The 25967-nt window shown below is 60.5% G+C and carries 15 protein-coding genes and 1 tRNA gene; 9 read left to right on the top strand and 7 right to left on the bottom strand.

Features of this window, described 5'->3' with window-relative positions; translation table 11 throughout:
- Position 1: 1 nt before the first annotated feature.
- Positions 2 to 1465, bottom strand: a complete 1464-nt coding sequence (locus RWL87_RS00425; RefSeq protein ID WP_313968536.1) for a zinc-dependent metalloprotease — start codon at positions 1463 to 1465, stop codon at positions 2 to 4.
- A 297-nt stretch (positions 1466 to 1762) separates the two neighbouring features.
- Here RWL87_RS00425 and RWL87_RS00420 point away from each other — a divergent pair, with 297 nt between their 5' ends.
- The 6 genes from RWL87_RS00420 to RWL87_RS00395 all read left to right on the top strand — a co-directional run bounded on the left by RWL87_RS00420 (position 1763) and on the right by RWL87_RS00395 (position 13751).
- On the top strand, positions 1763 to 2992 hold the full coding sequence (locus RWL87_RS00420) for a PDZ domain-containing protein (protein WP_313968535.1): 1230 nt from the start codon (positions 1763 to 1765) through the stop codon (positions 2990 to 2992).
- A 215-nt stretch (positions 2993 to 3207) separates the two neighbouring features.
- Positions 3208 to 6321, top strand: coding sequence for a UPF0182 family protein (locus RWL87_RS00415; RefSeq protein WP_313968534.1), 3114 nt, complete (start codon positions 3208 to 3210; stop codon positions 6319 to 6321).
- Between the two features lie 335 nt (positions 6322 to 6656).
- Positions 6657 to 6733, top strand: a tRNA-Met gene (locus tag RWL87_RS00410).
- Positions 6734 to 7381: 648 nt separating this feature from the next.
- Positions 7382 to 8617, top strand: coding sequence for an IS256 family transposase (locus RWL87_RS00405; RefSeq protein ID WP_313968533.1), 1236 nt, complete (start codon positions 7382 to 7384; stop codon positions 8615 to 8617).
- A 98-nt stretch (positions 8618 to 8715) separates the two neighbouring features.
- On the top strand, positions 8716 to 9309 hold the full coding sequence (locus RWL87_RS00400; protein ID WP_005505324.1) for a protoglobin domain-containing protein: 594 nt from the start codon (positions 8716 to 8718) through the stop codon (positions 9307 to 9309).
- Positions 9310 to 11249: 1940 nt separating this feature from the next.
- Positions 11250 to 13751, top strand: coding sequence for an S-layer homology domain-containing protein (locus tag RWL87_RS00395; RefSeq protein ID WP_313968532.1), 2502 nt, complete (start codon positions 11250 to 11252; stop codon positions 13749 to 13751).
- A 118-nt stretch (positions 13752 to 13869) separates the two neighbouring features.
- On the opposite strand, the gene RWL87_RS00390 is transcribed toward RWL87_RS00395, so the two are convergent.
- The 4 genes from RWL87_RS00390 to RWL87_RS00375 form a co-directional block, all read right to left on the bottom strand.
- Positions 13870 to 14634 carry a PspA/IM30 family protein gene (locus tag RWL87_RS00390; RefSeq protein WP_313968531.1) on the bottom strand — a complete coding sequence of 255 codons (765 nt, stop codon included), beginning with the start codon at positions 14632 to 14634 and terminating at the stop codon, positions 13870 to 13872.
- Between the two features lie 263 nt (positions 14635 to 14897).
- The gene (locus RWL87_RS00385; RefSeq protein ID WP_313968530.1) at positions 14898 to 16958 is read right to left on the bottom strand and encodes a TPM domain-containing protein; all 2061 of its coding nucleotides are present in this window, start codon (positions 16956 to 16958) and stop codon (positions 14898 to 14900) included.
- 253 nt (positions 16959 to 17211) lie between these two features.
- Positions 17212 to 19644 (bottom strand): non-ribosomal peptide synthetase subunit, encoded by a 2433-nt coding sequence (locus tag RWL87_RS00380; protein WP_313968529.1) that lies wholly within the window; start codon positions 19642 to 19644, stop codon positions 17212 to 17214.
- 303 nt (positions 19645 to 19947) lie between these two features.
- The gene (locus tag RWL87_RS00375; RefSeq protein WP_313968528.1) at positions 19948 to 20115 is read right to left on the bottom strand and encodes a hypothetical protein; all 168 of its coding nucleotides are present in this window, start codon (positions 20113 to 20115) and stop codon (positions 19948 to 19950) included.
- Between the two features lie 380 nt (positions 20116 to 20495).
- On the opposite strand from RWL87_RS00375, the gene RWL87_RS00370 reads away from it, so the two are divergent.
- Entirely contained in the window at positions 20496 to 21824 is a 1329-nt protein-coding gene (locus RWL87_RS00370) for a trypsin-like peptidase domain-containing protein (RefSeq protein ID WP_313968527.1), read from the top strand.
- A 205-nt stretch (positions 21825 to 22029) separates the two neighbouring features.
- On the opposite strand, the gene RWL87_RS00365 is transcribed toward RWL87_RS00370, so the two are convergent.
- Both RWL87_RS00365 and RWL87_RS00360 read right to left on the bottom strand, forming a co-directional pair.
- Positions 22030 to 22677 (bottom strand): uracil-DNA glycosylase family protein, encoded by a 648-nt coding sequence (locus tag RWL87_RS00365; RefSeq protein ID WP_313968526.1) that lies wholly within the window; start codon positions 22675 to 22677, stop codon positions 22030 to 22032.
- Between the two features lies 1 nt (position 22678).
- Entirely contained in the window at positions 22679 to 23146 is a 468-nt protein-coding gene (locus RWL87_RS00360; protein WP_005508556.1) for a tRNA (cytidine(34)-2'-O)-methyltransferase, read from the bottom strand.
- A gap of 159 nt (positions 23147 to 23305) precedes the next feature.
- On the opposite strand from RWL87_RS00360, the gene RWL87_RS00355 reads away from it, so the two are divergent.
- Together RWL87_RS00355 and mnmA are read left to right on the top strand one after the other, a co-directional pair.
- Positions 23306 to 24553 (top strand): cysteine desulfurase family protein, encoded by a 1248-nt coding sequence (locus tag RWL87_RS00355; RefSeq protein ID WP_049345810.1) that lies wholly within the window; start codon positions 23306 to 23308, stop codon positions 24551 to 24553.
- Between the two features lie 195 nt (positions 24554 to 24748).
- Entirely contained in the window at positions 24749 to 25963 is a 1215-nt protein-coding gene (mnmA, locus tag RWL87_RS00350) for a tRNA 2-thiouridine(34) synthase MnmA (RefSeq protein ID WP_313968525.1), read from the top strand.
- Positions 25964 to 25967 lie beyond the last annotated feature (4 nt).

The raw sequence follows: 25967 nt of genomic DNA, 5'->3' as shown, positions 1-25967 counted from the left end.
TTTACTTTTCTTCGGGCGCGTCGCCGAAGCCGCCGTCCAGCAGCTTCTGCAGCTCCGAGTCGAAGTCCACGTCGTCCAGGCTGATTTCGTTCATGCGCGCATCGTATGCGGTGAAGTCTTCCAGCTCGGCGGGGGTGGGCAGGGTCTCCGGGGTGTCCCAGAGGCCGTCGCGCGCCTCAATGCCGTGGGAGTTTTCGTACCAGCGCCAGAACTGCTGTGCCTCACGCACCAGGCGCGGGCGCAGCTCCAGTCCGACCAGGTTCTCGAAGACCTGCTCGCTGGGGCCGCCGTCGATGCGGCGGCGCGCCATGATTTCGGTCAGCTGTGGTGCCTTGGGCAGGTTGCGGGTCGCATCCTCGGTTACGACGGATACCCAACCTTCGATGAGGGCGAGCAGACCCTCCAGACGCTGCACCGCGAGTTCCTGGTCTTCGGTGCGCTGGGGGCTGAACATGCCGCCTTCGAAGGCCTCCTGTACGGCCTCGGGGTTGCTCATGTCCACCTGGGATGCGGCGTCCTGCATGCGGTTCATGTCCACGCGGATACCGCGGGCGTAGCGTGCCACAAGCTGAACCAGGTCTTCACGCAGCCAGGGGTTTGCCTTGTGCAGGCGAATCAGCGCGGATTCACGCACGGCAAGGTAGAGCAGGACCTCCTGCGGGGGCACCTCAATGTTCTCGGCGAGCTGCTGATAGCCGTTGGGCAGCAGTGCGGAGGAGCCCGGCGCGAGGGGGAAGCCCACGTCGGTGGAGGAGTACACCTGACCGGCGAGCTGCGCGAGCGCCTGCGCCATCTGCGCACCAAAAATCACGGAACCAATATTGTTCAGGAAGCCGCTGTTGAAGATCTGAGAAATCTCTTCGGGCACGTCTTCGGGTGCGCCGGGCATGACCATGGACTGGGTGACTTCGGCTGCGACCGGCTCGACCATTTCGCGCCAGGAGTCGAAGGAATGCTCAACCCATTCCGCCTTGGACCATGCCTGCACCGGGTGGTTGTGGCGCTCAATGGTGGTTACGGCATCCAGCCAGAGGTCTGCGAGGTTCGCCGCGTCTTCTACGGCACGCTTGAGGTTTTCGGGTACGGAGGGGTCTTCACCCTTGGCGGCGAGCATCTGGCGGGTCTGGTTCTTCACGCTGTCCCAGTTCACGCCGCTGGGGCTGTCGGATGCACCCGCGCCGGAGAACATTGCCTGTACCTGCGCGAACATGCTCTGCATCATGGCGGGGTCGAAGCTCATGCCCATGTTCTTCAGGTCTTCGGGGTCGATGCTGATGCCGAAGGGGTTCTGGCCGCCTTCGCCGAAGAGCGCGCCGAAGGGGTTCTGCGCGTTGGAGGAGGCGCCCTTGCCGCCCTGGCCGGTTGCCCCTGCGGAGGGGTCGAAGCCCTGCTCCTGCATCTTCTTAATGAATTCTTCGAGGGGGTCGCGCTCGTTGGAGGCGCCGCCGGTGGGGTTCTCAGACATGTGAAGCCTTTCGTAATCCGGGGGTGGGCGTAGCTGGCCCGCTCGCTGTCCAGCCTACCGATTTTTGCTGAGAATTTCCCGCGCCACCGCTGTGGAGGCGGCTTAATCAGCTGAGGGCTCACAAGCTTGTCTTCGGGGCGGGTGTTTGGGAGCTTTTCGTGCCGCTGTAACCGCGGGGTGCTGACAATGCGCGGGGGGGGGTAAGAAAGTGAACGCCCCGTGGTTGCTCTATTTTTAGCGGGGTTAGGATGCCCGCCCGCGTGCTGAAAAGCCGGTTTATCCGGTACTGTAGAAACCATGACTAAGCCCACCCCCGCATCCGATGCTGAGCAGCAGCCGAACGCTGCCTCCGCGAGCGTGAAGAGTACCGAGAAGACGGCTAAGCGCCGTTCGCGTTTTGCGCCGCGCCGCGTGAACTTGCGTTCGGTCAGTGCTGTGGCGACCTGCGCCCTGCTGGCTGGTGCTTTTGTTCTGCCCAGCTCCTATGTGAAGGAGGGCCCCGGCCCGCTCTTTGACGTGCTCGGAACCTACCAGGAGAAGGACGTCATTGAGGTCTCGGGCGCGCCCAGTTATAAGACGTTCGGCAAGATGAATATGACCACGGTGTCGGTTTCGGGTGGCCCGTACACTGAGCTGTCCGGTGCGGAAGCGTTCTACGGCTGGTTGGCGTTTGACGGTAACCGTAGCCTCGTGGTGCCGACCGACGCCCTGTACCCGCATGTGAGCCATGAGCAGGCGACGGCGGCGACCGGCGCGCAGATGGCTGATTCGCAGACTCAGGCGAAGGTCGCGGCGATGCGTCAGTTGAAGATGCCCGTGACCGAGAAGGTCGAGGTGCTGACCACGGTGGAGGGTTCCCCTGCGGCGAGCGTGCTGAAGGGTGACGATCGCATCGTGAAGGTGGGGGACAAGCAGATTGAGACCCTCACCGATGTTCCGAAGGTGGTGAACGCCTCGAACGGTTCTCCGATTGACGTGACCGTGGAACGTGACGGCAAGCAGCAGACGTTTAAACTGACCCCGGTTCGTTCGAGCGACAACAGCCGCTGGATTCTGGGCGCTGGTCTGAAGCAGAGCTATGACCTGCCGGCGCACGTGCAGTACAACCTGGATGGCGTGGGCGGTCCGAGCGCGGGTCTGATGCTGGCGCTGGGCACGGTCGATAAGCTGAGTGAGGGTACTCTGCTCGCCGATGAGGACGCCGGCGGCGACCCGTACCGCAGCTACATTTCGGGTACCGGCACGATTGATGCGAACGGTAAGGTTGGCGCGATTGGCGGTATCAAGTACAAGATTCTGGCGACGGGCCGTTACGGTGCGCGCTACTTCCTGGCGCCGAAGGAGAACTGCGATTCGATTGTGAAGATGCAGGCGCAGGACCCCGACCTGTTCAACTACTATCACGCAGGCCAGGTCAAGGGTGAGATGGTGGTAGTCCCTGTCTCAACCCTGGACGAGGCGGTAAAGACCGTAGAGGCGATTAAGTCCGGCACCCCGGATGATTCCCTGCCCCGCTGCGGTTCCTAATCGCGGTTCCTAGCGGCGCAACCACAACCCCTATAACGTCAGAACAGCCCCGGTACATACGGTACCGGGGCTGTTCTGCCACCTCTTCTCTGTCCTCATCAGCGGGCGCGCCCTCATATATTTCACCCGGCTTACGCCTCATTCTGCCCTTCTGCTGTACCTCTGAGATACTTAAAGGCAGTTATTTTCTCTGAACGTATGATGAGCGAGGAATTGTGTCTGAGTCGACCAATAACACCGCGCATCCCAAGCCGAAGAAGTCCACGCCTAAGCGTCGTAGCCCCTTGCGGGTGACGATTGCTGTGGTGGCGGTGCTTATTGCCGCTTTTGTGGGTGCGTCTCAGGTGTACACGGACTGGCTGTGGTTTGATCAGCTGGGTTATAGCACCGTGTTCACTACCCAGATTCTTTTGAAGGCCGCCGTGTTTGTGGTGGCTGCCCTGGTGGTTTCTGTGCCGCTGTGGGCTTCGATGTCGTATGCGGTCCGTCATGCTGATGTGGCGCCCGCGTCCGAGAAGAAGCCGCAGGAGGCGCCGAACCCGAATCAGAGCGTGCCGACCAGCGGCACGGATGCTGCCGAGCAGATGCTGCGTGACGTGTTTGGTCAGCAGCGTGCTGAGGAGAGCATGCGCCGCTACCACGAGAGTGTGGATAAAGCGCGTAAGGTTCTGCTGATTGTGGTTCCGCTGCTGCTGGGTCTGTTCATTGCTTCGGCGACGATGACCCAGTGGAGCACGGTTGCCCTGTTCTTCAACCAGCAGTCCTTCGGTAAGACTGACCCCGAGTTTGGTCTGGATTACGGTTTCTTCCTGTTTGCGTTGCCGTTCTTCCGCATGGTGGTGACTCTGGTGACCTCCGCTGTGGTGCTGTCGGCGCTTGCGGGTCTGTTTATGCACTACTTCTACGGCGGTATTAAGGTGCAGCCGGGCGGTGTGAGCACCACTGTGGCGTTCCGTCGGCATGCGGCGGTTGTGGCGGCTGCGTTCTTGCTGACTCGTGCGGTGAGCTTCTGGCTGGATCGCTATTCGTCGACTCAGCAGCAGGTGGGCCGCTGGGCTGGTGCAATGTACACGGACGTGAACTCGTCGATCCCGGTGAACGCTATTTTGGCGATTTCTGCTCTGCTGGTGGCTGTCATGTTTGTGGTGGCGGCGTCGATGAATCGTTGGCGTCTGCCGCTGATTAGCACCGCGATGCTGGTGGTTGTTGCTCTGGTTGCTGGCGGCCTGTACCCGTGGATTGTTCAGCGTTTCCAGGTGGTTCCGAATGAGCAGGGTGCTCAGTCGAAGTTCATTCAGCGCAATATTGATGCGACCCGTTACGCGTACGGTCTGGACAAGATTGAGACGACCCCGTATGACGCGACGATTGATACTCGTGCGGGTGCGTTGAGCTCTTCGAGTGCGACCATTGCGAATATTCGTCTGTTGGATCCGAATGTTGTGTCCTCGGCGTTTGCTCAGATGCAGCAGTTCCGCCCGTACTATCGTTTCGATTCGCAGCTGTCGGTGGACCGCTATGCGGTGGGTAACACCACGCAGGATACGGTGCTTGCCGCGCGTGAGCTGAACCCGGCACAGACGAGCGGCGATTCTTGGTATAACCGCCACGTGGTGTACACCCACGGTTACGGTGTGATTGCCGCCTATGGTAACCAGGTGGATTCTGCGGGTAACCCGAAGTTCTTGCAGTCCGGTATTAAGGCGACCGGTACCCTGAGCGAGGATTACGAGCCGCGTATTTACTTCGGCACGAGCTCGCCGGAGTATTCGATTGTGGGCGGTAAGGGTGACACCCTGGAGCTGGACCGTCCGCTTTCTGCTGACGAAACCAACGCCTCCGATGCGAAGTACACCTTCACCGGTTACGGTGGTCCTCGCGTTGATTCGCTGCTGGCTCGCCTGTCCTACGCGATTAAGTTCCAGTCCTCTGACATTCTGCTGTCGGATGCGGTGCGTGAGGGCTCGCAGATTCTGTACGAACGTAACCCGCTGGATCGTGTGCGTAAGGTGGCGCCGTACCTGAGCGTGGATTCTAAGCCGTACCCGGCGATTGTGAATAATCGCGTGCAGTGGATTGTGGATGCTTACACCACGAGCGATCAGTTCCCCTACGCGCAGGGTAGCTCCCAGGATGCGGCAACCGCTGCGGGTGCTCAGCGTTCTAACTCGGTGAACTACATCCGTAACTCGGTGAAGGCTACCGTGGACGCGTACGACGGTTCGGTGACCCTGTACGCGTGGGATGAGGAGGATCCGGTGCTGAAGGCATGGCAGGGCGTTTTCCCTGGCACGGTGAAGAGCTACCGTGAGATGAACGCTTCGCTGATGAGCCACGTGCGTTACCCGACTGACATGTTCAATATTCAGCGCACCATGCTGAATAAGTACCACGTGACGAACGCGAATAGCTTCTACGCCGGTGACGATGTCTGGTCGATTCCGAACGACCCGACTAATGATCGTAACCAGCCGATTTCGCCCTACTACCTGTCCCTGCAGATGCCGGGGGATTCTCGTGCGCACTTCTCGTTGACGACCACGTTCATTCCTCAGCAGAGCGATTCGAACTCTCGTAACGTGATGTACGGCTTCCTTGCCGCTAATGGTGATGCCGGTACCGGTAAGGACGGCGAGCGTAGCCCCGATTACGGCAAGTTGCGTCTGCTGGAGTTGCCGCGTTCTTCGGTGGTTCCCGGCCCCGGCCAGGCTCAGAATATTTTCAACTCTGACGCTGAGGTGTCGAACCAGCTGAACCTGTTGCGCCGTGGTTCCTCTGAGGTTATTAACGGCAATATGCTGACTCTGCCGGTGGGCGGCGGCATGTTGTACGTTCAGCCGGTGTACGTGCAGTCGAGCGGTGACGCTAAGTACCCGCGTCTGCAGCGTGTGCTGGTGAGCTTCGGTGATAAGGTCGGTTTCGCTCCGACTCTGGAGGAGGCGCTGAACCAGGTGTTCGGCGGCTCCTCGGGCGCGAAGCTGGACGGTTCGGCGGCTAGCCCCTCGGCTTCTGCCTCCGGCTCCTCTGGTTCTTCGGGTGCTTCGACCGGAGGTTCTTCGGCTTCGCAGTCTTCGGAGCTGAAGCAGGCTCTGACGGATGCCTCGAAGGCGATGACCGATGCTGATGCGGCGATGAAGAAGGGCGACTGGGCTGCCTACGGTGAGGCTCAGAAGCGTCTGGAAGCAGCCGTGAAGAAGGCTCTGGAGGCTGAGGAGGCGCAGAGCACGGCGTCCGCTAAGGCTTCTGCATCGGCAGCGCCCAGCGCCTCGGCGGCTCCGAGCGCAGCGGCTAGCGCTAAGCCCAGCGCGAGCCTTTCGACTTCTCACTAGGATGCCTGAGGCGGCGGGGGAGTAGCGCATACCGGATGCTCACGGATCGGATGTCCACGGGTCTAGCGTCCTCGCTCTAGAACCGGGGCCTGCACTGGATACGGCTCCTACTGACTACCTCTAGCGGTCTCTGACGGAACGGGGTGGAAGTGTATCGCTTCCACCCCGTTCCTGTATGTTCTACCCCTGGCACTGCCCCGTAGCCCCTATTCCTACCCAACTGCTTTCTACCCAACTGCTTTCTACCCAACAGCCCCTATTTTTGTGTGCTTGGTTACAAATCGCGTTTTTGGCTTGCATGCCCGGTTTGGGGTCTGTATAGTTGTATGAGTCGCCGCGGGGTGGAGCAGTTCGGTAGCTCGCCGGGCTCATAACCCGGAGGTCGCAGGTTCAAATCCTGTCCCCGCTACCAGAAAAACCCGGTATCTCAACGAAAAGTCGCTGAGATACCGGGTTTTGTTTTGCCCTGACGAGACCGAATCCCTATGTTATTCCCTACCTTTCAGCCAAACTCAGGCCCGTCGTCGAGGTGGGGGGAGGGGGGACTATCACCCAACATCGAGGACTATCATCCAACGCCCCTTCGGGGCGTATGACTATCTTCGCTCGTGCATGATCTCGTGGGAGGGAGGTTGCAGAGGAGGATTTTCACCGCCTAATCGGCGTTGATACCGGCTGTTTACCGCCTGAAAATGCAAAAGCGGTATAGCATTTTCCCTCGTATCTCAACCGAATCCCAACCCTTTACCGCCTTCACCGCCTAAAACCGAAAACTTTTATATATACACACGCATATGTAGGAAGATGAACACTCGCGTGTACACTTTTTAGAAATTAGGCGGTAGAGGCGGCAACACACCATGTTTTGACTGATATACCAACGTTTTCGATATACCGCTTAGCCTCAAACAGGCGGTAACTAAGCGGTGAAAGAGTAGCGTCCCGCATAGTGGTGTAACCGTGTGGTGATCGGCCCGTTGCTTGTGATGGGTGCGGTCACCGTGTGATCCTTCGAGAAAGCTCTTCTACTTCTGACTCGAAACGATTTGGAGGCACAACGATGACCGCTCCTCATATTATCGACCCTGCTGGCCTGCTTGGCGAGGCGTTATCCCAGGCGTCCCCAGATTTGATGCGTTCCCTGCTCCAGCACGTGATCAACGCGTTGCTATCAGCGGACGCTGACACCGTGTGCGGGGCCCAGTGGGGTCAACAAGATCCGCAGCGTCACACCAGGCGCAACGGGTATCGCTACCGGCCCCTGGACACCAGGGTCGGCACCATCGACGTGGCGATCCCCAAGCTGCGCTCAGGCACCTACTTCCCAGAATGGTTACTGCAACGGCGCAAACGCTCCGAAAACGCCTTGATCACAGTGGTTGCTGACTGCTACTTAGCGGGAGTATCCACACGCCGCATGGACAAGCTCGTCAAAACCCTGGGGATCACAGGACTATCGAAGTCCCAGGTCTCACGGATGGCAACAGACCTCGACGAACACGTGGATCAGTTCCGCAACCGGCCCCTCCACGATGCCGGGCCTTTCACCTTCGTCGCCGCTGACGCACTGACCATGAAAGTACGCGAAGGAGGACGCGTCGTCTCGTGCGCGGTCCTGGTTGCCACCGGAGTCAACAATGACGGACACCGCGAAGTACTGGGGGTGCGCGTATCCACCAGCGAGACCGGCCCGGCGTGGAACGAGTTCTTCGCCGACCTGGTCGCCCGAGGCCTCACCGGCGTGCGCCTGGTCACCAGCGACGCGCATCTGGGCCTGGTCGAAGCCATCGCCGCCAACCTACCCGGAGCCACTTGGCAACGATGCCGCACCCACTACGCCGCTAATCTCATGTCGGTCACCCCCAAAGCACTATGGCCTGCTGTCAAAGCGATGCTGCACTCGGTGTACGACCAGCCCGACGCCGCATCGGTCAACGCACAATACGACCGGCTCTTGGACTACGTGAACGACAAGCTCCCCGCCGTGTGTGACCACCTCGATCAAGCCAGGGCAGACGTCCTCGCCTTCGCGTCCTTCCCCACCGGGGTATGGACCCAGATCTGGTCCAACAACCCCAACGAACGCCTCAACCGCGAAATCCGCCGCCGCACCGACACCGTGGGAATCTTCCCCAACCGCCACGCAATCATCCGCCTCGTCGGAGCCGTCCTCGCCGAACAAAACGACGAATGGGCCGAAGGCCGACGCTACCTCAGCCTCGACATCCTCACCAAATCACGACTCACACCACAACCCACCCAACAGGAGGACACCCCACTCCAACTCAGCGCATAACCCAACCCGAAGGACACAAAACGATTACACCACTCCACAGGACTTGAGCTGAGCAAGAGCACGTTCTACAATTGACGCATAAGTTCAAGGAGGTTCGCATGACCGCTTACGACCACTCGTCGGGGTACACCTACGGCACCGATGCCGTCCCCACGTCTCCGCTCACACTCGAGGATCTACGCCAGATTGAGGCCGCCGCGCACGTCCAGCCCGGTGACGCAGAGCTGCTCGCGCGAGCAGAACCCATCCTGGCGCCGCATGCCATGGAAATGGTCGACACGTGGCGCGGGATTTTGGCTCAAAAGACCTACCTGGCAGCACATTCCGCGCATCCGGATGGACAGCCGAACCCCGAGTACGCGCAGGCGTCAAAGCCCCGATTCGCCCAGTGGATCATCGACATGTGCACGCGCGAGCGGGATCAGGCGTGGTTGGACTACCAGTACCTGATCGGAGCTCGACACATGACCGCGGCGAAGAACGCGGCGGATGGGGCGGACTCGACGCCATTCGTGCCTCTGCGCTACGTGCTCGCCTTCATCGCGCCGACTGTGGAGGTCGGGCACCGTCTCCTGGCGGAGGGCTTCGAGGGCGCAGAACTGGACGCTGTCCGTGACGCGTGGACTCGCGCTGTGACTGTCGCCGTGACAGTGTGGGCGTATGCCTACCGCGATCACCCCGAGCAATTCTGATCCGGCGCTCGCCACCTACGACTCCCCCATCGGCCGCCTCACGCTTGATAGCGGTGTATTCGTCTTTCGCACTCTCTGACTGCTCTCCCTGGAAGCCTCAGTGGCTTCCAGGGAGAGCTTTCTTTCTGGGTTATTGGACACTACGTGTTGCTGGTTGGGTGACTTTTCGGCTTTCTGGTGCGGGAAAGTCACTCTTTCAGTTGGTCGTGTTTGCCTCGTTCCTGTGAATACTGCATCGTGCTCTGTGTGTGGCTGCCCCATGATCCGTCACGGTAAGAAGTCAACAGGAGGTCCTTTGAAGATCGCGGTGGTAGAAGTCCGCTCATCATCAAGGACCTCGACCTCTACCCACAACCCCCGACCAATACCTGGTCACCCACACTCAACTCGGAAGAGCCGGAAATAGCCTTCGTGATAGCGGAATAAAACGAAGGTGTGGAACTTGCAAGGACCGATCTCAAACTGGGATTCGATAGAACAGTTTAGCAAACGCTGACTTCGCTTTGCCGTCACTTGGAAACCTATCCGTTGGAAGTGCAGCTATCCTCACATACGCTTTTCCAAGTGAAGTATAGCTATGCACGTTTCACCGACGTTAGTAAAAACCCCGGAGGTCGCAGGTTCAAATCCTGTCCCCGCAACGGATAACTCCCGATAGCTTAGCTATCGGGAGTTTTTTTATTCCCTAAAACCCGTACTCCCGCCGACCTGTCTCCTTCTGCTGTCCTCCCGTCACCTTCCGACCGCCGGTCTGCCTTCTTTCGCCACCTTCCTGCACCTTTCCTGTCGGCGACCTGTCTTCATTTGCCGCCTACTTTTCTTCTTCTTGTGCTACCTTTCTGCCGCCTGCTGGGCGGCTTTCTTTATATCTCCTGCCTCTCCGTATCTCCTGCCTTCTGTAATCTGCGGAGGGGGTCTTCTGAACCTTGTCGGGGCGGTGCTTCGGGGAGACTGATGGGGGGGGGGCAGCCTGCTGCCCCTTCCGGGGTGCTTGAGGTGGATCTTTCGGCCTCTCGAAACCCCTCTTGAAACCTCCTCACGGAATTTCATAGAACCGTCGTGAAAGTACCCTGGACTGGTTTCGGAACGTCTCCCGATGCGTCTTTCGAGGTATTCCTCAGTCCGTCTATCGGGGCTTCAAGCGGGTGTGCCCATGGGGGTGGTGGAGTCACTTCCGAGCGGTTGCTGGAGGGTGGTTACGCCTTCTTGAGACGCTGCTTTTGAGCTCCTTGAAAGGGGATCTGAAAGGGGTCCTGAAGGGGGCTCTGGGGCGGGTCTCAAGAGCGTGATGAGGGGTCCGATAGGATGCCTGGGTGGGAGAGTGGCGAGGGGGCTGTTTTTGCCTCAAAGTGCATTCTCAAAGTGGAATATGCGAAAGGTGCCTATATTCCGGGCTTGGAAATCACCCGTTTTGCCCCGGAATTCCGCGGTTTTTGGCAAAAATTGGGCTTCGAGTGCAACAATTCACTCTGAAAGTGATTGTAATCACATACGAAACATTCAAGTTAATTGTAGAGTTTTTTGAAACTCTTTCAAAAAACGCTCAAAAACCCCGGAAAATCAAGGAAAAATAGCCCATTCAACCTCTACTTGAGGGTGATTCAAGTTAAACTAGAAGCTTAGAAAAAGCTCTTGTTAAGATTGAATCTTGTTCGATACCCAAAAATAGCCCCAAAAAACCGCTGGAAAAGGCTTTTTGACCTGGTAGCTTTGAGTACGTGGTCACCGCGGTCCGCCGCGTAGCTCTCCGAAATGAATACTGCACCCCTCCATCACACGAGGAAACCCCCGCAACACACACGGGACGGTTACTGGACTTGCTCCATGCGGCATCACATTCGCAGGCCGACCGCCTATAGGCTTCTCACCTATAGACCACCTATCACTCAACCACTCTCGGGCGTCCGCGCCCCACGAAACACCAACAACGAGGACAACCCATGGCACTTCGCCCCCGCACCGTTAAGGCTGGCTCTCTCGCAGCCATCGCCGTACCCTCCGTGCTCGGTAGCACCCTGGTAGCACCCGCTTCCGCATTCGCACCCGTCGTTCAGGACATCCCCGGCGCAGCTACCCAGGCTCCGAAGTCCCTGTTCACCTCCACCGTGCAGCCCACCCTCTCGCAGGTTGCTGTGCAGATCCGCCAGCAGGCAGAACAGGCAAAGCAGACTCAGCAGGCTCCCGCAACGACCGCGGTTCAGCCCATCCAGAAGACCTACACTGCCCAGGCAACTCAGCAGACAACCCCCTCGGCTACCTTCCAGTCCGCACAGGCGGCTCAGCCTTCCGCTCAGCCCACCCTGGCACAGGTTGCACAGACCCCCGCAGCTACCCAGGCTCCCGCAGCTACCCAGGCTCCCGCAGCTACCCAGAGCGCTGCAACCCCTGCCGCGCAGCCCGCGCAGACCGCTCAGGCGGCACAGTCCACCGTTGCCGGCAGCACCGTTCCCGCAACCCGCACCAACCAGACTTTCCTGTCCTACACCTCCCCGGCGGGCACCACCTCGCAGTACCACGTGTACGCTGAGGGCGTGGACTTCTCCAAGCCCGTTGGCGTGGTCTTCTACTTCGACGGCGACTACTGGCGCAACGACCAGTCCAAGGTCTACGACCCCTCCGGTGAGCTGGCTCAGATGGCTGCATCCGCAGCGGCACAGAACATGCTGTTCGTGCCCGTGATCTCCCCGGACGCTAACCGTTACGATGCTGGCGTGACCTGGTGGGAAGACATGGAGCGCAACGGTGAGTTCTTCCGCTCCTTCGCGTCTTCCTTCATCGCGGCTAACGGCGTGGATTCCTCTAACGTGTGGACCATGGGCTACTCCGGTGGCGCCGAGTTCATCACCTACGAGCTGAACACCAAGCCCCAGACCTGGCGCAACGGCGGCGGCTCCATCATGGTTGCCGGCGGTGGCCTGGATGAGGGCACCCCCTCCGCAGCGCTGAAGTCCCAGCCCATGTTCTGGTACGCAAACTCGAACGACGGCACCGGCGAGACCTACCCGCAGACCTGGAGCGCACGAGGCGCCGTTGAGGGTGGCTACAACGCCTACCGCAACGCCGGCTACACCAACGCTTCCGCGACCGTTCTGAACGGCTCGGGCCACTTCGACTACAACTTCTCGCAGATTCTGAGCAACTCGCTGACCAAGGGCAAGGCAACCGCCGCTCCCAAGGCCGAGCAGAAGGCTGAGCAGAAGACCGAACAGAAGTCTGAGCAGAAGCAGAACACCCAGCGCGCCCGCACCATGAGCTCCGCAACCTACCAGAGCTACACCTCCCCGGCGGGCACCACCTCCCAGTACCACGTGTACGCGAACAACCTGGACTACTCCAAGCCCGTTGGCGTGGTCTTCTACTTCGACGGTGACTACTGGCAGCGTAACGAGTCCAAGGTCTACACCCCCGATGAGGGCATGCTCGCGGCAATGGGCAAGATCGCTAACGCCCGCAACATGGTCTTCGTGCCGATCATCTCCCCGGACACCAACGCATCCGGTGACGGCATCACCTGGTGGGAAGACATGGACGCCAACGGTGAGTTCTTCCGCTCCTTCGCGAAGTCCTTCATCAACCAGAACAATCTGGACGCTTCCCAGGTGTGGACCATGGGCTACTCCGGTGGTGCTGAGTTCATCACCTACGAGCTGACCGACCACAACACCTCCTGGCGTAACGGCGGTGGCTCCATCATGGTCGCAGGCGGCGACTCGGACGGCTCCGTGGACGCTGACGCAACCACCAAGGCATCCCCGATGTACTGGTGGGTTGGCGCTAATGACACCTCCGGTAACACCAACCCCGTCACCTGGAGCGCACGAGGCGCGGTTGAGTCCGGCTACAACGCATACCTGGGCGCTGGCTTCTCCAACGCCCGCGTGAAGCTGATTGACGGCTTCAGCCACCACGACTACGACCTGCCGCACATCCTGGCGTCCTCCCTGGACTTCGCGGGCAAGACCCCCGCGCTGGGCTACAGCGACCTGTCCGACTCGAACCCGAACTACAACGAGATCAGCTGGAACTCTGACCACCGCATCATGCTCGGCTTCGCGGACGGCACCTTCCGCCCGAACGCGTCGGTCAACCGTGCGCAGCTGGCAACCTACCTGTACCGCGTGGCTGGTCGCCCCGCCGTGAACGCACCGGCTGTTTCGCCGTTCAACGACGTTCCGGCCAACCACCCCGCGTACAAGGAGATTTTCTGGCTGAGCCAGCAGGGCATCAGCGGTAGCGACTTCCGCCCCCTGGAGGCCGTCACCGAGTCCACCATGGCTGAGTTCATGTACCGTGCGGCTGGCTCCCCGGCACAGGCTCAGGGCGGCTACGCGTCCCAGGCTCTGGCTTGGGCTGCCTCCAACGGTATCGGTACCGGCTCGACCTCCTCGGCAGCCATCACCCGCGCCGCTATGGCAGGCTACCTGTACATTTACGCGAACTAGGCTCGCACCCCTTAACGCATAAAGAACCGCCCCGCTCCTGAAATTCAGGAACGGGGCGGTTCTTTATAGGTTTAGCCCAAGAAGCTATACGCTAGACCAGGCTTAGAAGGTCCCAGGCTTAGAGGGTCTGGGTGGGAGCTTCCACAGCCAGGGGCTCCGGAGCTGCCGGAGCGTTCTTTGCCTTCAGAGCGGCGAGGCGAGCGTCCAGCTCGGTGTCGCGCTCCATCTGGTCCAGGGTGTTGAACTGAGCGTCCAGGGAGGAAGCTGCCAGCTCCTGCTGACCGATGACGCGTGCCTCTTCGCGGCGAACCTTCTCTTCGAAGCGGCTCATCTCGCTGGTCGGGTCCAGAACGTCGAACGCCTTCAGAGCGTCGTTCACCTGGGTCTGAGCTGCTGCAGTCTTCTGACGTGCGGTCAGCTCATCGCGCTTGTACTTGACCTCTTCAAGCTTGGAGCGCATCTTCTCCAGGCCGTCCTTGAGCTGGTTGACAACCTGAGTCTGAGAAGCCAGCTGAGGCTCAACAGCCTGTGCAGCCTTCTCAGCCAGCAGCTGCTTGTTCAGAGCAATCTTAGCGAGGTTGTCGAACTTGTCAGCGTTGGCAACGTCGCCAGCTGCGCGGAACTCATCAGCCTTGTTAGATGCTGCCAGAGCCTTGGTGCCCCACTCCTGAGCGGTCTTGACGTCCTCAGCGTGGTCCTTTTCGAGCAGTCGCAGGTTGCCGATGGTCTGTGCTACTGCAGCCTCCGCCTCGCGGATGTTGTTGGTGTAGTCACGGACCATCTGGTCCAGCATCTTCTCCGGGTCCTCAGCTGCATCAATCAGAGCGTTGATGTTTGCCTTAGCGAGCTGTGCAATACGGCCGAAGATGGTCTGCTTAGCCATAATCTCCTACTTTCTGTTCAACGGGCTGCGGGGGAGCACTACGCTCCTCGTGAGCCGTGCCCGTATAACTAATTATGTGGCAGATTTCTGGGTGCATGCTGTGAAAATGATGCACGCCTGATTTCTGCAACCTAAACTTTTGGTAAATTGCCTCGGGTGCTTTCCAACTGGGGAAGAAAGTGGTGAGGTGAGCTACGTACCCCGCCGGTCAGCCTGTAGAAACGCCTACAGAAACCAGCCGACAGGAACGTTAGTGGAGGGGGTTAGAAGCTACCGCCGTCACCGCCGCCGCTACCCCAATCGCCGCCTCCACCGCTGAAGCCGCCACCGCCGCCCCAGCTGCCGCCGCTACTACCGCCACTGCTACCCCAGCTACTCGTGCCGGAGTTAATGGCGGTCATCAGAGCGCCCAGCAGCAGGCCCTTCGCCAGGTCACCACCGAAGCCGCTACCGCCTCGGTCGTTCTGGTTGTTGTAGTAGTTGCCGACCTCGCTCTGCGCGCGGTTCTGTGCATCGGTCGCCTTCTGGATAGCCATGTTGGCTTCCTTCATCGCGTTCAGCGGATCCGAAGGAGCCAGACGCTGAGCCTGACCCAGGTGACGCTCCGCCTCAGAAACAGCGGTCAGAGTCATCGGGCCGACCGCAGCGCGGCGGTTGTTGATGTAGCTACGCGCACCGTTCACCGCAGCGTACGCAGAACGCATCGTACGATCCAGGTTCTGCTCCGCCGCACGGGAACGCTCGCGGGTAGCACGCATATTCGTCATTGCCTTATCCAGCTCGGCAGAGAGCTGACGCAACTGGTTCGCCAGAGTCAGCGGGTCGTTCGGGCGAGCCGAAGCGCTCTGGTTGACCTGGTTGAGCACTGCCTCCATACCGGCGGCGACCGCACCCAAATCATCGCGACGCTGAGATGCCGCGAGGCTCTTCGCCTCAGCCACGTCACGCTGAATGCTCAGCAGGTCGGTGCTCAGGCCCAGCTGAGCCTGCTCCAGCTCCTGCGCGCGGGTATTGACCGCAGCACCCAGAGCCTGAATCTGCGAGGCGGCTTCCTCAGCGGTGCGCAGGTGAGCAACCGCCTCCGAACGGGCGGTATTAACGGTCGCCTGGGCCTTCTCAAGCTCCGCAGCGCACAACACCATGTTCGAGTCCAGCAGGGTGGGGGTCTTCGAAATGGGCTCCAGCGCGCTGGGCAGGTAACGCTCCTTCATTGCGCGGTACTGGGCGGCAATCTCCTCTACCGAGGCACGCAGCTGCGGCAGGCGCTGAGCCAGAGCCTCAATAGCCTGCGGTGCCTCCTGCTCCAGGTTGCGCAGCTGAGCCAGCTTAGCGTCCTGCTCCTGAGCAATGCGGGTGACTTCCTGAGAATTATCGATAATCTCAGTCAGCCACGCACGCTGCTCAGCCTCAGTATCGGGAATGCTGTCGGTCAGAAGCTGCTGACGCTGGAAGGACTTACGCATCAGATCCTCAGCGCGCGCAATCTCCTGAGCGAACTCAGCGACCTGCTGGTCAGTGTACTGGGCACGCGCAAACTCCAGCTCCTGCTTCGCATGGCTCATCGTGGTATCAGCCTGCAGCAGGGCGCTACCGGCGCGGGTACGCAGCTCCTCCAGCGGAACCTCCGGAATGGGGGAGTAGTTACGAGGCGCACCGTAGGAACGCTGAGGCTGCTGCTGAGTGTTCTTCTTCTTACGGCGACGGTACATCGCATAACCGCCGGCACCCACGGTCGCCGCTGCACCCACACCGAGCACACCGGTCACCACGCCAGAAGAGCTACCGCCCTTCTGCGCCTCGATACCCTCAACCGCGGCAAGAGCCGCACCCGAATAATCGCTATTCTGCAGCTTCGGCTTGATGTAGTTCTGGTACACCTTCGTCTGCTGATCGCTCGACAGGGTCTTCGTGCTACCCGCCAAGAAATACGCCTGGCGAGTCTCAGTAGCAATCACCAGCACCACATCGGCAGAACCCCAGTTGTTCTTCGTAGCCAGCGCCTTCGTCCAGCTCGAAGAAGTAGACGGGTTCTCAAACTTATCGATCACCACCACGTGCAAATCCACGTTGTGCTTCTTCGACAGGGCCGAAATCTTAGACTTCAGGGTAGCGGTATCACCCAAAGAGTTCGTGGAATCATACACGGTGGTGCCCGTAATCTGCATCGGGTCAGCAGCCTGCGCCGACGTGCTCAAAAATGCAGAACCAGCCGGCAAAACCACCGGTGCACAAGAAAGACCTGCCGCCAGCACTGTGGCACCCAAGATAGTGCGCAGGCGAGGGCGTGCGGGACGAATCTGACGCGCAAAGGCGTGCTCGGTCATGGTCTTTCCTCCGTTGTCGTGAAGTATGAACGGACCTGCACTTCACGGCGTGCTTGTTCATCGCACACCTTAGTGCTGGTCACATTATTAGTGTAGCGGTGGCACAGGGGCACAACGGCACAGATACGAGAATATTGCGCCGCTGTTTGCCGACCGTTTACCGACTTCCCAGGGTTTATACAGGAAAGCCGGTATATAGGAAAGCCGGGGTCTAGCCTCACACCAGACCCCGGCTCACCGGCTATTCAGTCGATTAGCGCCGACGCGCAATCTGCAGATTGCTCATCAGATGCTCCACTACCTCCGCGGCATCAACATCGTGGATACTCTGTGCTATGCCGTTCACCACCTGCACCCGCGACGACGAGGCGAACATCCAGCCCAAGAACTGCACCGTATTCAGCAACCTAGAACTGCGTTCTGCCTGCTTCCGCATCTGTGACCACAGGATGCGTGGGACCGGCACGTCACGGCCCCTATACTCTCGAGAGCTGGAGCGGGCGTCCAGAAGCTCAGCGAGCGCCTCAGTATTTTCGGTCAGCTCCTTCAAAACCTCATCCCCGGCAGAAGGGCCGACGTAATACCGCTCAACCAGGCTCAAGGGCATGTAGCCGCTACAGCTGCTCACCCACACGAGCTTTAAACGCAGATTCTGCAGGCGAAGCACCTGCTGCAGAAGCCGCGAATGGGTGCGCAACACCGACAGCGGCATGGGAGATAACTTCATCTCCTCCGAAAGCAGACCCTCGAAGGAGCCTTCCCCGGAAAACGCCTTATACGGATCCGAGACGCCCACCAGAAGCTTGGTGCCCTCGTAGCGCACGAACGCCAGAACCTCGGGAACACTCGAGAGGGAACGGATGCGCTCGCCGATGGTCGGCAAATCCTCCCCATCGGGGGCGTACTGTTCGCGCCTGTACATCAACGTTTCGATGGGCAGCTCAGCAAGGTGCGGCGAGTAATGAGCAAGCGCCCGCAAATCGGTCACAACCTCCGCCAGAACGCCGTCCTGCTCAACCTGCAGAAGCTCCTCCAGAAGCTCAATGACGGCCTGCGCCTGCAAGCTCAAGACCGCGGCGCAGAACTCCGCATCCTGAAGCTCAAGACGCACCTTCTCCAGGCGCTCTTCCAGCGTGGACTGCACGCCCTTGAGCTCAAACTCGCTCAGCTGTTCCGGGTGGAGCATACGGTGCGTACCATCATCGCCGGAACGGTAGAAAAGCTCGCTAAACTCCAGCGTAGACTGCACACCCTTCAACGCCCGCTCTCGCAACTCGGGCAGAACGTCAAAGGCGACTTCGGTCATCTCATTCCAGAGCTTGCCCTCATCAATCTTCGAATCCTTGCGGGCCGTCTTTTTCCAGGTTTCGGCAAGCTGCATAGCGCGGTCAAAATCGCTCAGTTCCACAAAAGCCGCCAGCTTCTGGGCACTCTCACGCAGATAACGCACCGCGTACAGGCGGTCGCTCAAAGAATCCGGGAGAGTATCCTCCAGCAGACGCCACCGGAACGTACGCTCAAAGCACTGCTCCGTCAGGTCAATGATGGTGGCGCTCAGGGAGAGCGCACGATCACGGGCAAAAGCGAAAGAACTCGGAGCCTCCGCCAGACGAGGAAGGGACGTATAGAACTCCAGCGCCCCGCTCAGCTTCAGCCGAGACTTCCGGATGGTCTCTTCCAGCTCGGCGGCAAGTACCGCGCGGTCAGCCTGGGCAGTCTCCTTGAAGCTGTGCAGCGGGGACACCTGCGCGCGCTCCAGCGTCTGCAGGTTCATGACCGCACGCATGAGGTAGTTCTCCAGGATCTCGACCTGCTCCCAGCGCTGACGCTGATTCAGCGGAACATGATTCTCCTGCGTGCCGACCAGCAGATGCTGCGGCACACCGCTAATCGACGGCAGCGCAAAGACTTCATCCTCAGATTTACTGACAGAAAGCACCATGGGGTAGCGGCTGCGCTGCGCATTCTCTAGGGGAGGAATGAGCTTGAAGTTGGTGCTCAAAGAGAACGGGTCGGAAGGCGCCGGGTTACTCTGTGCCGGGTTACTCTTGGGCGCCTGATGGGTGGTCTCCTGCTGCGGGTGCTCTTCAGGCTGCGCCGGGGTGTTCTGGGGCATGCTCTGCTGCTCCTGGCTTTCTGCTGAATGGTTCTGCACCGAAGATGAACCGGAGGCACCGCCCGCCTGCATTGGCTCCAGCGGGGACGGTGCCGCCACCGGCTGAGGAGGCTGAGGTGAGGGTACCTGAGCCTGCTGAGCTTCGGCAACCTGATCCTGCTGGGGGAGCGGGGGCTGTGCCTGGTTCTGGGGGAGCGGGGGCTGCACCGGGCTCTGTGCCGACTGCTGATCGCTACTGCCGGGCTGTGCCGGCTTCGGCTGGTAGTGCATCGGGTAGCTCACAGCGCCCTGCACCTGCTGAGGGGGTACTTGCTGATTGGGTGCCTGCTGAGGCGGTACCTGCTGATTCATCGACTGATTCTGTTGCTGCTGTTGCAACACCTGCCGCCTAATCTCACGAGCGCGACGGCGCGACGGGCTCAACGACGCGAACAACGCCACTGCCGCACAGATGAGAACAAACAAAAGTAGCGCGTACAGGCGGGTTGCGCCGTCCAGCGAAGACGCCACCGCCGCAGGCATGACCGGCAGCGCGCCAACAAGAGCGAAAACAGCAGAAATAATCCTCATGACTTCACCATAACCCAGCCAGCCACCTGCTGCTCGTAGCACCGTCGTCTTACCGCATGCTAAAAGGGAAGTAGCCGGGGCGCAGGGTGCTCTCCGCCAGCGCCTCCCGCATCCGGATCACAGTTAAAAGACGATGCGGCGCAAGCCCTCATGCAGGGGCTCACGCCGCATCAATCATCACTCAACTCACTATCACACCCGGGCCGGTCCTCACACCGACCCTTCGGGACATACTGGGGATTCTCGCCCCTCCCGGTGCAGACCTCTCATCTCCTGCCCCGGAAAACTATCAAACTTTATGCGCTACCTACCGGCGGTCAACGCGTGGGTGGCAAGCGGCTGCGCCAACTCGGAGGCCTTCTCCGCACGATGACGGCGGTACACCATTCCCGAGCAACAAGCCACAATACCCGCACCAATACCGATGGAGCTTGCCAAGATCGCACAGAAAATCAGGGTGCCGATCATCATGGGTTTCTCCTTTGCCTTTGTCCTTTGCCTTTGTTCTCGGCTCTATGTGCCTTCAACATTACGGACTGACCCTGTGTTCAAGCTGTGTACCAAGAAGCGTCATGCTGTGTAAACCGTGGAGAAAAACTGGGCGCTTTAAAAGAGAAACCTGAGAGTGACGAAAAATAGCGAACAAAGCCCCAAAATAAACTAGCTGCCGGGCAAATCGCCGGGTATCTCAGATCGGCGAATCAGCTGCCGATGAAAGGGCGCGAGAAAAATTCCCAGGGAACTCCCCGATAACCAACAGCGAAAAGATATAGAACGCCATGAAACACCCTCTACAGTAGAAAGATAGCGTGCGCCCAGGGTGAGGCATACGCACGACTCTAGGAGAACTCATGACTCAAAACAACGGATGGTCTTACGGCGGCAATGACGGCGTCACGGATGCAACCCGTCCCCTGCAGAACGTGAACGGACAGGCAAGCTACCAGCCCGCAAACCAGCAGCAGGGTCAGAACGCATACCCGCAAGCATATGCTTCTCCCGGCTACACCTACCCCCAGGCAGCCGCTGCTCAGGTCGCTTCGGCGCAGTCTGCACGCCAGAACACCGATGACAACAAGCGTTACGGTGCCGGCGTTGTGCTCACCGCGGCTCTGCTTGCAGCCCTCGTTGGCGGTGGCGTTGGCGCGGGTGTCGGAGGCGGCATCGCAGCATCGAATAACAGCTCCACCAGCACCTCCTCGCGTGGCTCCGTCAGCTCCAATATCAGCAACTCTTCCACCGTGGCAGGCGTAGCAGAAACCGCGAAGAAGGTCCTGCCCTCCACCGTGACCATCATGGCCTCAAGCGGCTCCACATCCGGCGGCGGTAGCGGCGTTGTCCTCGATAAGGACGGCCACATCCTCACCAACCACCACGTGGTCACCCTCGAATCTTCCAGGGAAGCATCCACCATTGAGGTTCGCCTGAGCGACGGTACCGTACGCACCGCATCCGTGGTAGGCCTGGACTCTGCCGCTGACCTGGCGGTCCTGAAGATTAACCCCTCCGGCCTGGACCTGCAACCCATCACCTGGGGCGACTCCTCCAAGCTGGTCTCCGGCGAGGCCGTGGTTGCCCTCGGCGCGCCGTATCGTCGTAGCGAATCGGTGACCGCCGGCGTAGTCTCGAACGTCAACCGCGTGCAACCCGCCGATGCGAAGGGTCAGAACTACATCCCCATGATTCAGGTTGATGTGCCCATCAACCACGGTAACTCCGGTGGCCCGCTGGTGAACCTCAAGGGCGAACTGGTCGGCATTAACGCGCAGGGTCAGGCAAGCCAGGACGGCGGCACCGCCGACGGTATGGCGTTCTCCATTACCTCCAACTACGCCAAGCGCATCTCCTCCGAGATCATTGCCAAGGGTAAGGCAACCCACGGCTACCTGGGCGCGAGCGTAAAGAACAGCCCCGCGGACACCGGTTCGGGCTCGTCCAAGCTCATCCCCGGTGGCGTTGAAATTGCCTCGGTAGAATCTAACAGCCCCGCCGCGAAAGCAGGCCTGCGATCCGGCGACGTCGTGATTGAAGCCGACGGTCACGCCGTGACCAAGAGCGACGAGCTTAACGGTACCGTGCGTGCCGCGGCAGCAGGCTCTGATCTGAAGCTGAAGATTAAGCGCGGCTCCTCCACCCATGACATCACCGTGACCCTGGGCGACGCCGACAGCCAGAAGTAAACAGCCAGAAGTAAAACGCACTCTGCCTCTGAACAGATAGAAACGCGGTTGGGAAACACCCGCTCAGCCGGCTCTACCGTTCAGTAACTCTAACTTCAAAAGAGTGCCACATGGTGTAACGAAAGAAAGCTCCCACCCCATATGCGGGGTGGGAGCTTCTTTCGTTAGTACAGCAAACTGTATTGGTGTTGCAGATAGGGGCAGGTTAGAGGCCCTCGAGAACCTCGCCCACGCGCTTCTGCAAAGCCGGGATAACCTCCTGCTCGAACCACGGGTTCTTCGCCTGCCACCTAAAATTCAGCGGCGAAGGATGCACCAGCGGCAGAAACTTAGGAAGATAAGACTCCCACGCACGAACCGTCTCCGTCAGGTTCTTCTGCGCCTTAGGGGCGTGCATACCATCCAGGTAGTGCTTCTGAGAGTAAGCCCCCACCAGCAGAATCAGCTGAACGTTCGGCATGAGCTCCAGAAGCTGCGGATGCCACTTCGGTGCGAAATCCTTACGCGGCGGGTTATCGCCGTGCGCGCCCTTACCCGGGTAATAGAAATCCATCGGCAACAGCGAAATCAGCTCGGGGTCATAGAACTGCTCAGCCGTCACGCCCATCCACTCGCGCAACTTCACGCCGCTCGGGTCATTCCACGGGATACGGCTCTCCTGCGCGGCACGCCCAGGCGCCTGACCAATCACCACAATACGAGCATGAGGCGACGCCGAATAAACCGGCTCCCAACCCTGCTCCGTGAACTCCCTATTCTGCGGATCCTGGCGAATCTGCTCAGCCAGGGGAGGGCGCGCCTCCAGAATCTGCTGAACCAGAGGCCCCGGCAGATTATGGTGTGCTGCAGCCATGCTAGATAGCGCCTCCCTCAAAACCGTTCTGACGCCACGCCTCAAAAATCGCAATGGACGCAGAATTAGCCAGGTTCAGCGAACGGCGGCCCGGCTTCATCGGAATCTTCACCCGCTCAGTCACGTGCGGGTCCTGCTGAACCTCAGCGGGCAGACCCACCGACTCCGGACCAAACATGAACACGTCACCGGGACGGTACTCAATGTCCGCATACGAGGTCGAAGCGGTCGTCGTGAACGCAAAAACCCGCTCCGGGGCAAGAGCCTCCCACGCATCCTCAAGGGTCTCATGCACCGTCACCACCGCCAGGTCGTGATAATCCAGACCCGCGCGGCGCAGATGCGCATCATCAAAGTTAAAGCCCAGCGGCTTCACCAGGTGCAGCTCAGCGCCAGTAATCGCCGCCAAACGGATAGCATTGCCGGTATTGCCCGGAATCTCAGGGGTATAGAAAAGAATCTTGAACACGTTCCTAAGTGTACCGCGCAGCCCCCGACCAGCATTGAGCGTCCCGGGGCAGTAGCGCTCGCCGACCCAGCCGCAGGTGAACACACCTAGAAGAGCGCGGATAGAGCGCGATAAAATAAGCGAGGCGAAAAACCGCCGAACAACCCAGCAGGAGGAACCATGAGCGCAGAAACCAACCGTCAGAACGGCCGCGTCTACCTCGACCATGCCGCCACCACCGACGTGCTTCCCGCAGCCATCGACGCGATGGTCGAACAGATGCGCAACGGCGGCAACCCCTCCTCCCTGCACGCTACCGGACGTGATGCCCGCGCCACCGTCGAGTACGCCCGCGAACGCATCGCCCGCGCTGTTGGAGCGGACCCCGCCGAGGTTATTTTCACCTCCGGCGGCACCGAGGCGGACAACCTCGCAGTCAAGGGCATCTACTGGAAGCGCCGCGAAGAAGACCCGCAGCGCACCCGAATTCTCGTCTCCTCCATTGAGCACCACGCTGTGGAAGAAACCTGCGAATGGCTCGAAAAGGCAGAGGGCGCGCAGCTCGAATGGATCCCCGTAGACGAGCACGGTAGCGTCAACCCGCAGACCGTCCGCGAACTTATCGAAAAGAACCCCGAAGACGTCGCGCTCGTGACCGTCATGTGGGCGAACAACGAGGTCGGTACCGTACAGCCCATCCCCGAGATCGCCGCCATCGCCGCCGAATACGGCATTCCCGTGCACTCGGACGCGGTGCAGGCTTTCGGTGCGGTGCCTATCGACTTCCACGCCAGCGGGGTAGCGACCCTTGCAATCTCGGGCCACAAGATCGGCGGCCCCATGGGCATCGGCGCGCTGGTCGCAACCCGCGCCGTGCAGCTGACCCCCGTGCTTCACGGAGGCGGTCAGGAACGCTCCGTACGCTCCGGCACCATCGACGCGCCCGCCATCGCAGGTTTCGCAGAGGCCGCCGTGCACTCGGTACAGCACCTCGACAAAGAATCCGCCCGCATCGCCGCGCTACGCAACGAACTCGTTGCGGCAATTAGCGCGCTTATCCCGCAGGCACACCTGAGCGGCGAAAACCCGCTCACCGAAGAATACCCCGGACAGAAGCGACTGCCCGGCAACGCCCACTTCACCTTCGAAAACGCCGAAGGTGACACCCTACTCTTCGTGCTGGACATGCAGGGTATCAGCAGCTCCACCGGCTCCGCCTGCAACGCCGGGGTGACCCGCCCCTCCCACGTGCTCATGGCAATGGGAATGGACGAAGACACCGCCCGCAGCGCCCAGCGATTCACCCTCGGCCACTCCACCACCGGAGCCGATATTGCGCGCCTCATCGCGGCACTACCCGCCGCCTACGAACAGGCTGCAAAGGCGGGACTGTCCTCGCAGCTGCCGGACGCCTCCCGCTGGCATTAGAAAAGCAGAAGAGAAGATACCCAACCGCCCTCAGCCTGCAATCTCAGCGTTCGCTGAGGGCTGGCTGAGGGTGCACTGCCCAATATCCCGCCGAGCCCCTGCGTACAATGGGTAGCTACAGTAACGGAAAGTCCGCCCGCACACAGGGCACGCTCCGAATGTTCCTAGAGGCTCAACACAACAGAAGGATAGGCAGTGAAAATTCTTGCAGCTATGAGTGGCGGCGTTGACTCCGCAGTCGCCGCAGCCCGCGCCGTAGACGCAGGACACGAAGTAGTCGGCGTTCACCTCGCCCTATCCCGCATGCCCGGCACCCTACGCACCGGCTCCCGCGGCTGCTGCACCCTCGAAGACTCCATGGATGCCCGCCGCGTCTGCTCCCAGCTGGGCATCCCCTTCTTCGTCTGGGACTTCTCCGAACGCTTCAAGGAAGACGTGGTCGACGACTTCATCTCCGAATACGAAGCCGGACGAACCCCCAACCCCTGCATGCGCTGCAACGAAAAGATCAAGTTCGCCGCGCTGCTCGAACGCGCCCTCGCCCTCGGCTTCGACGCCGTGGTGACCGGCCACTACGCCCGCGTCATCACCACCGAAGACGGCAACCGCGAACTGCACCGCGCCGCCGACTGGGCTAAGGACCAGTCCTACGTGCTCGGCGTGCTCACCCACGAACAGCTCAAGCACGCCTGGTTCCCCCTGGCTGACACCCCCTCCAAGGCACAGGTGCGTGCCGAGGCGGCAGAGCGTGGCTTCTCCGTCGCAAAGAAGCCGGACTCCTACGACATCTGCTTCATCCCCGAAGGCGACACCCGCGCCTGGCTGGGCGACCACATCACAATGCGCCCCGGCCTCATCAAGGACACCCACGGCGAGGTGCTCGGCGAGCACCCCGGCGCGCAGGCATACACCGTGGGTCAGCGCAAGGGCCTGGCTCTGGGCCGCCCCGCCGCCGACGGTAAGCCCCGCTTCGTGCTGGAGGTGCGCCCCAAGGAAAACGAAGTCATCGTCGGCTCCCGCGAACTGCTTGCCGTGCACGAAATCCGCGGTATCCGCGCCACCTGGGCGGGCGTACCCGTGGAACAGGCGGCATGCTTCCTGGAAGAGCCCGCACAGCTGGGCGCTCGCAGCGAAGAGTTCGAGGTGACCGCGCAGGTCCGCGCGCACGCCGACCCGGTCCGCGCCAAGGCGCACATGACCTGGGCGCCCGACCCCGAATCTGAAGAAGAAGGCGCACTGCGCCTGGAAACTGTGGTGCGCCTGCTGGACCCGCTCTCCGGCGTGGCACCGGGCCAGACCATGGTGCTCTACCAGGGCACCCGAGTGCTGGGCCAGTCCACCATAGCCCGCGCTTACTCGCTGGACCGCGAAGACATTCAGGAAACCCTGAGTGCCAACTCCCAGCAGTAGACCC

The organism is uncultured Rothia sp., assembly GCF_963555405.1.
In the GTDB taxonomy this organism is placed as follows: domain Bacteria; phylum Actinomycetota; class Actinomycetes; order Actinomycetales; family Micrococcaceae; genus Rothia.
This window is presented reverse-complemented; position numbering and strand designations above follow the sequence as displayed.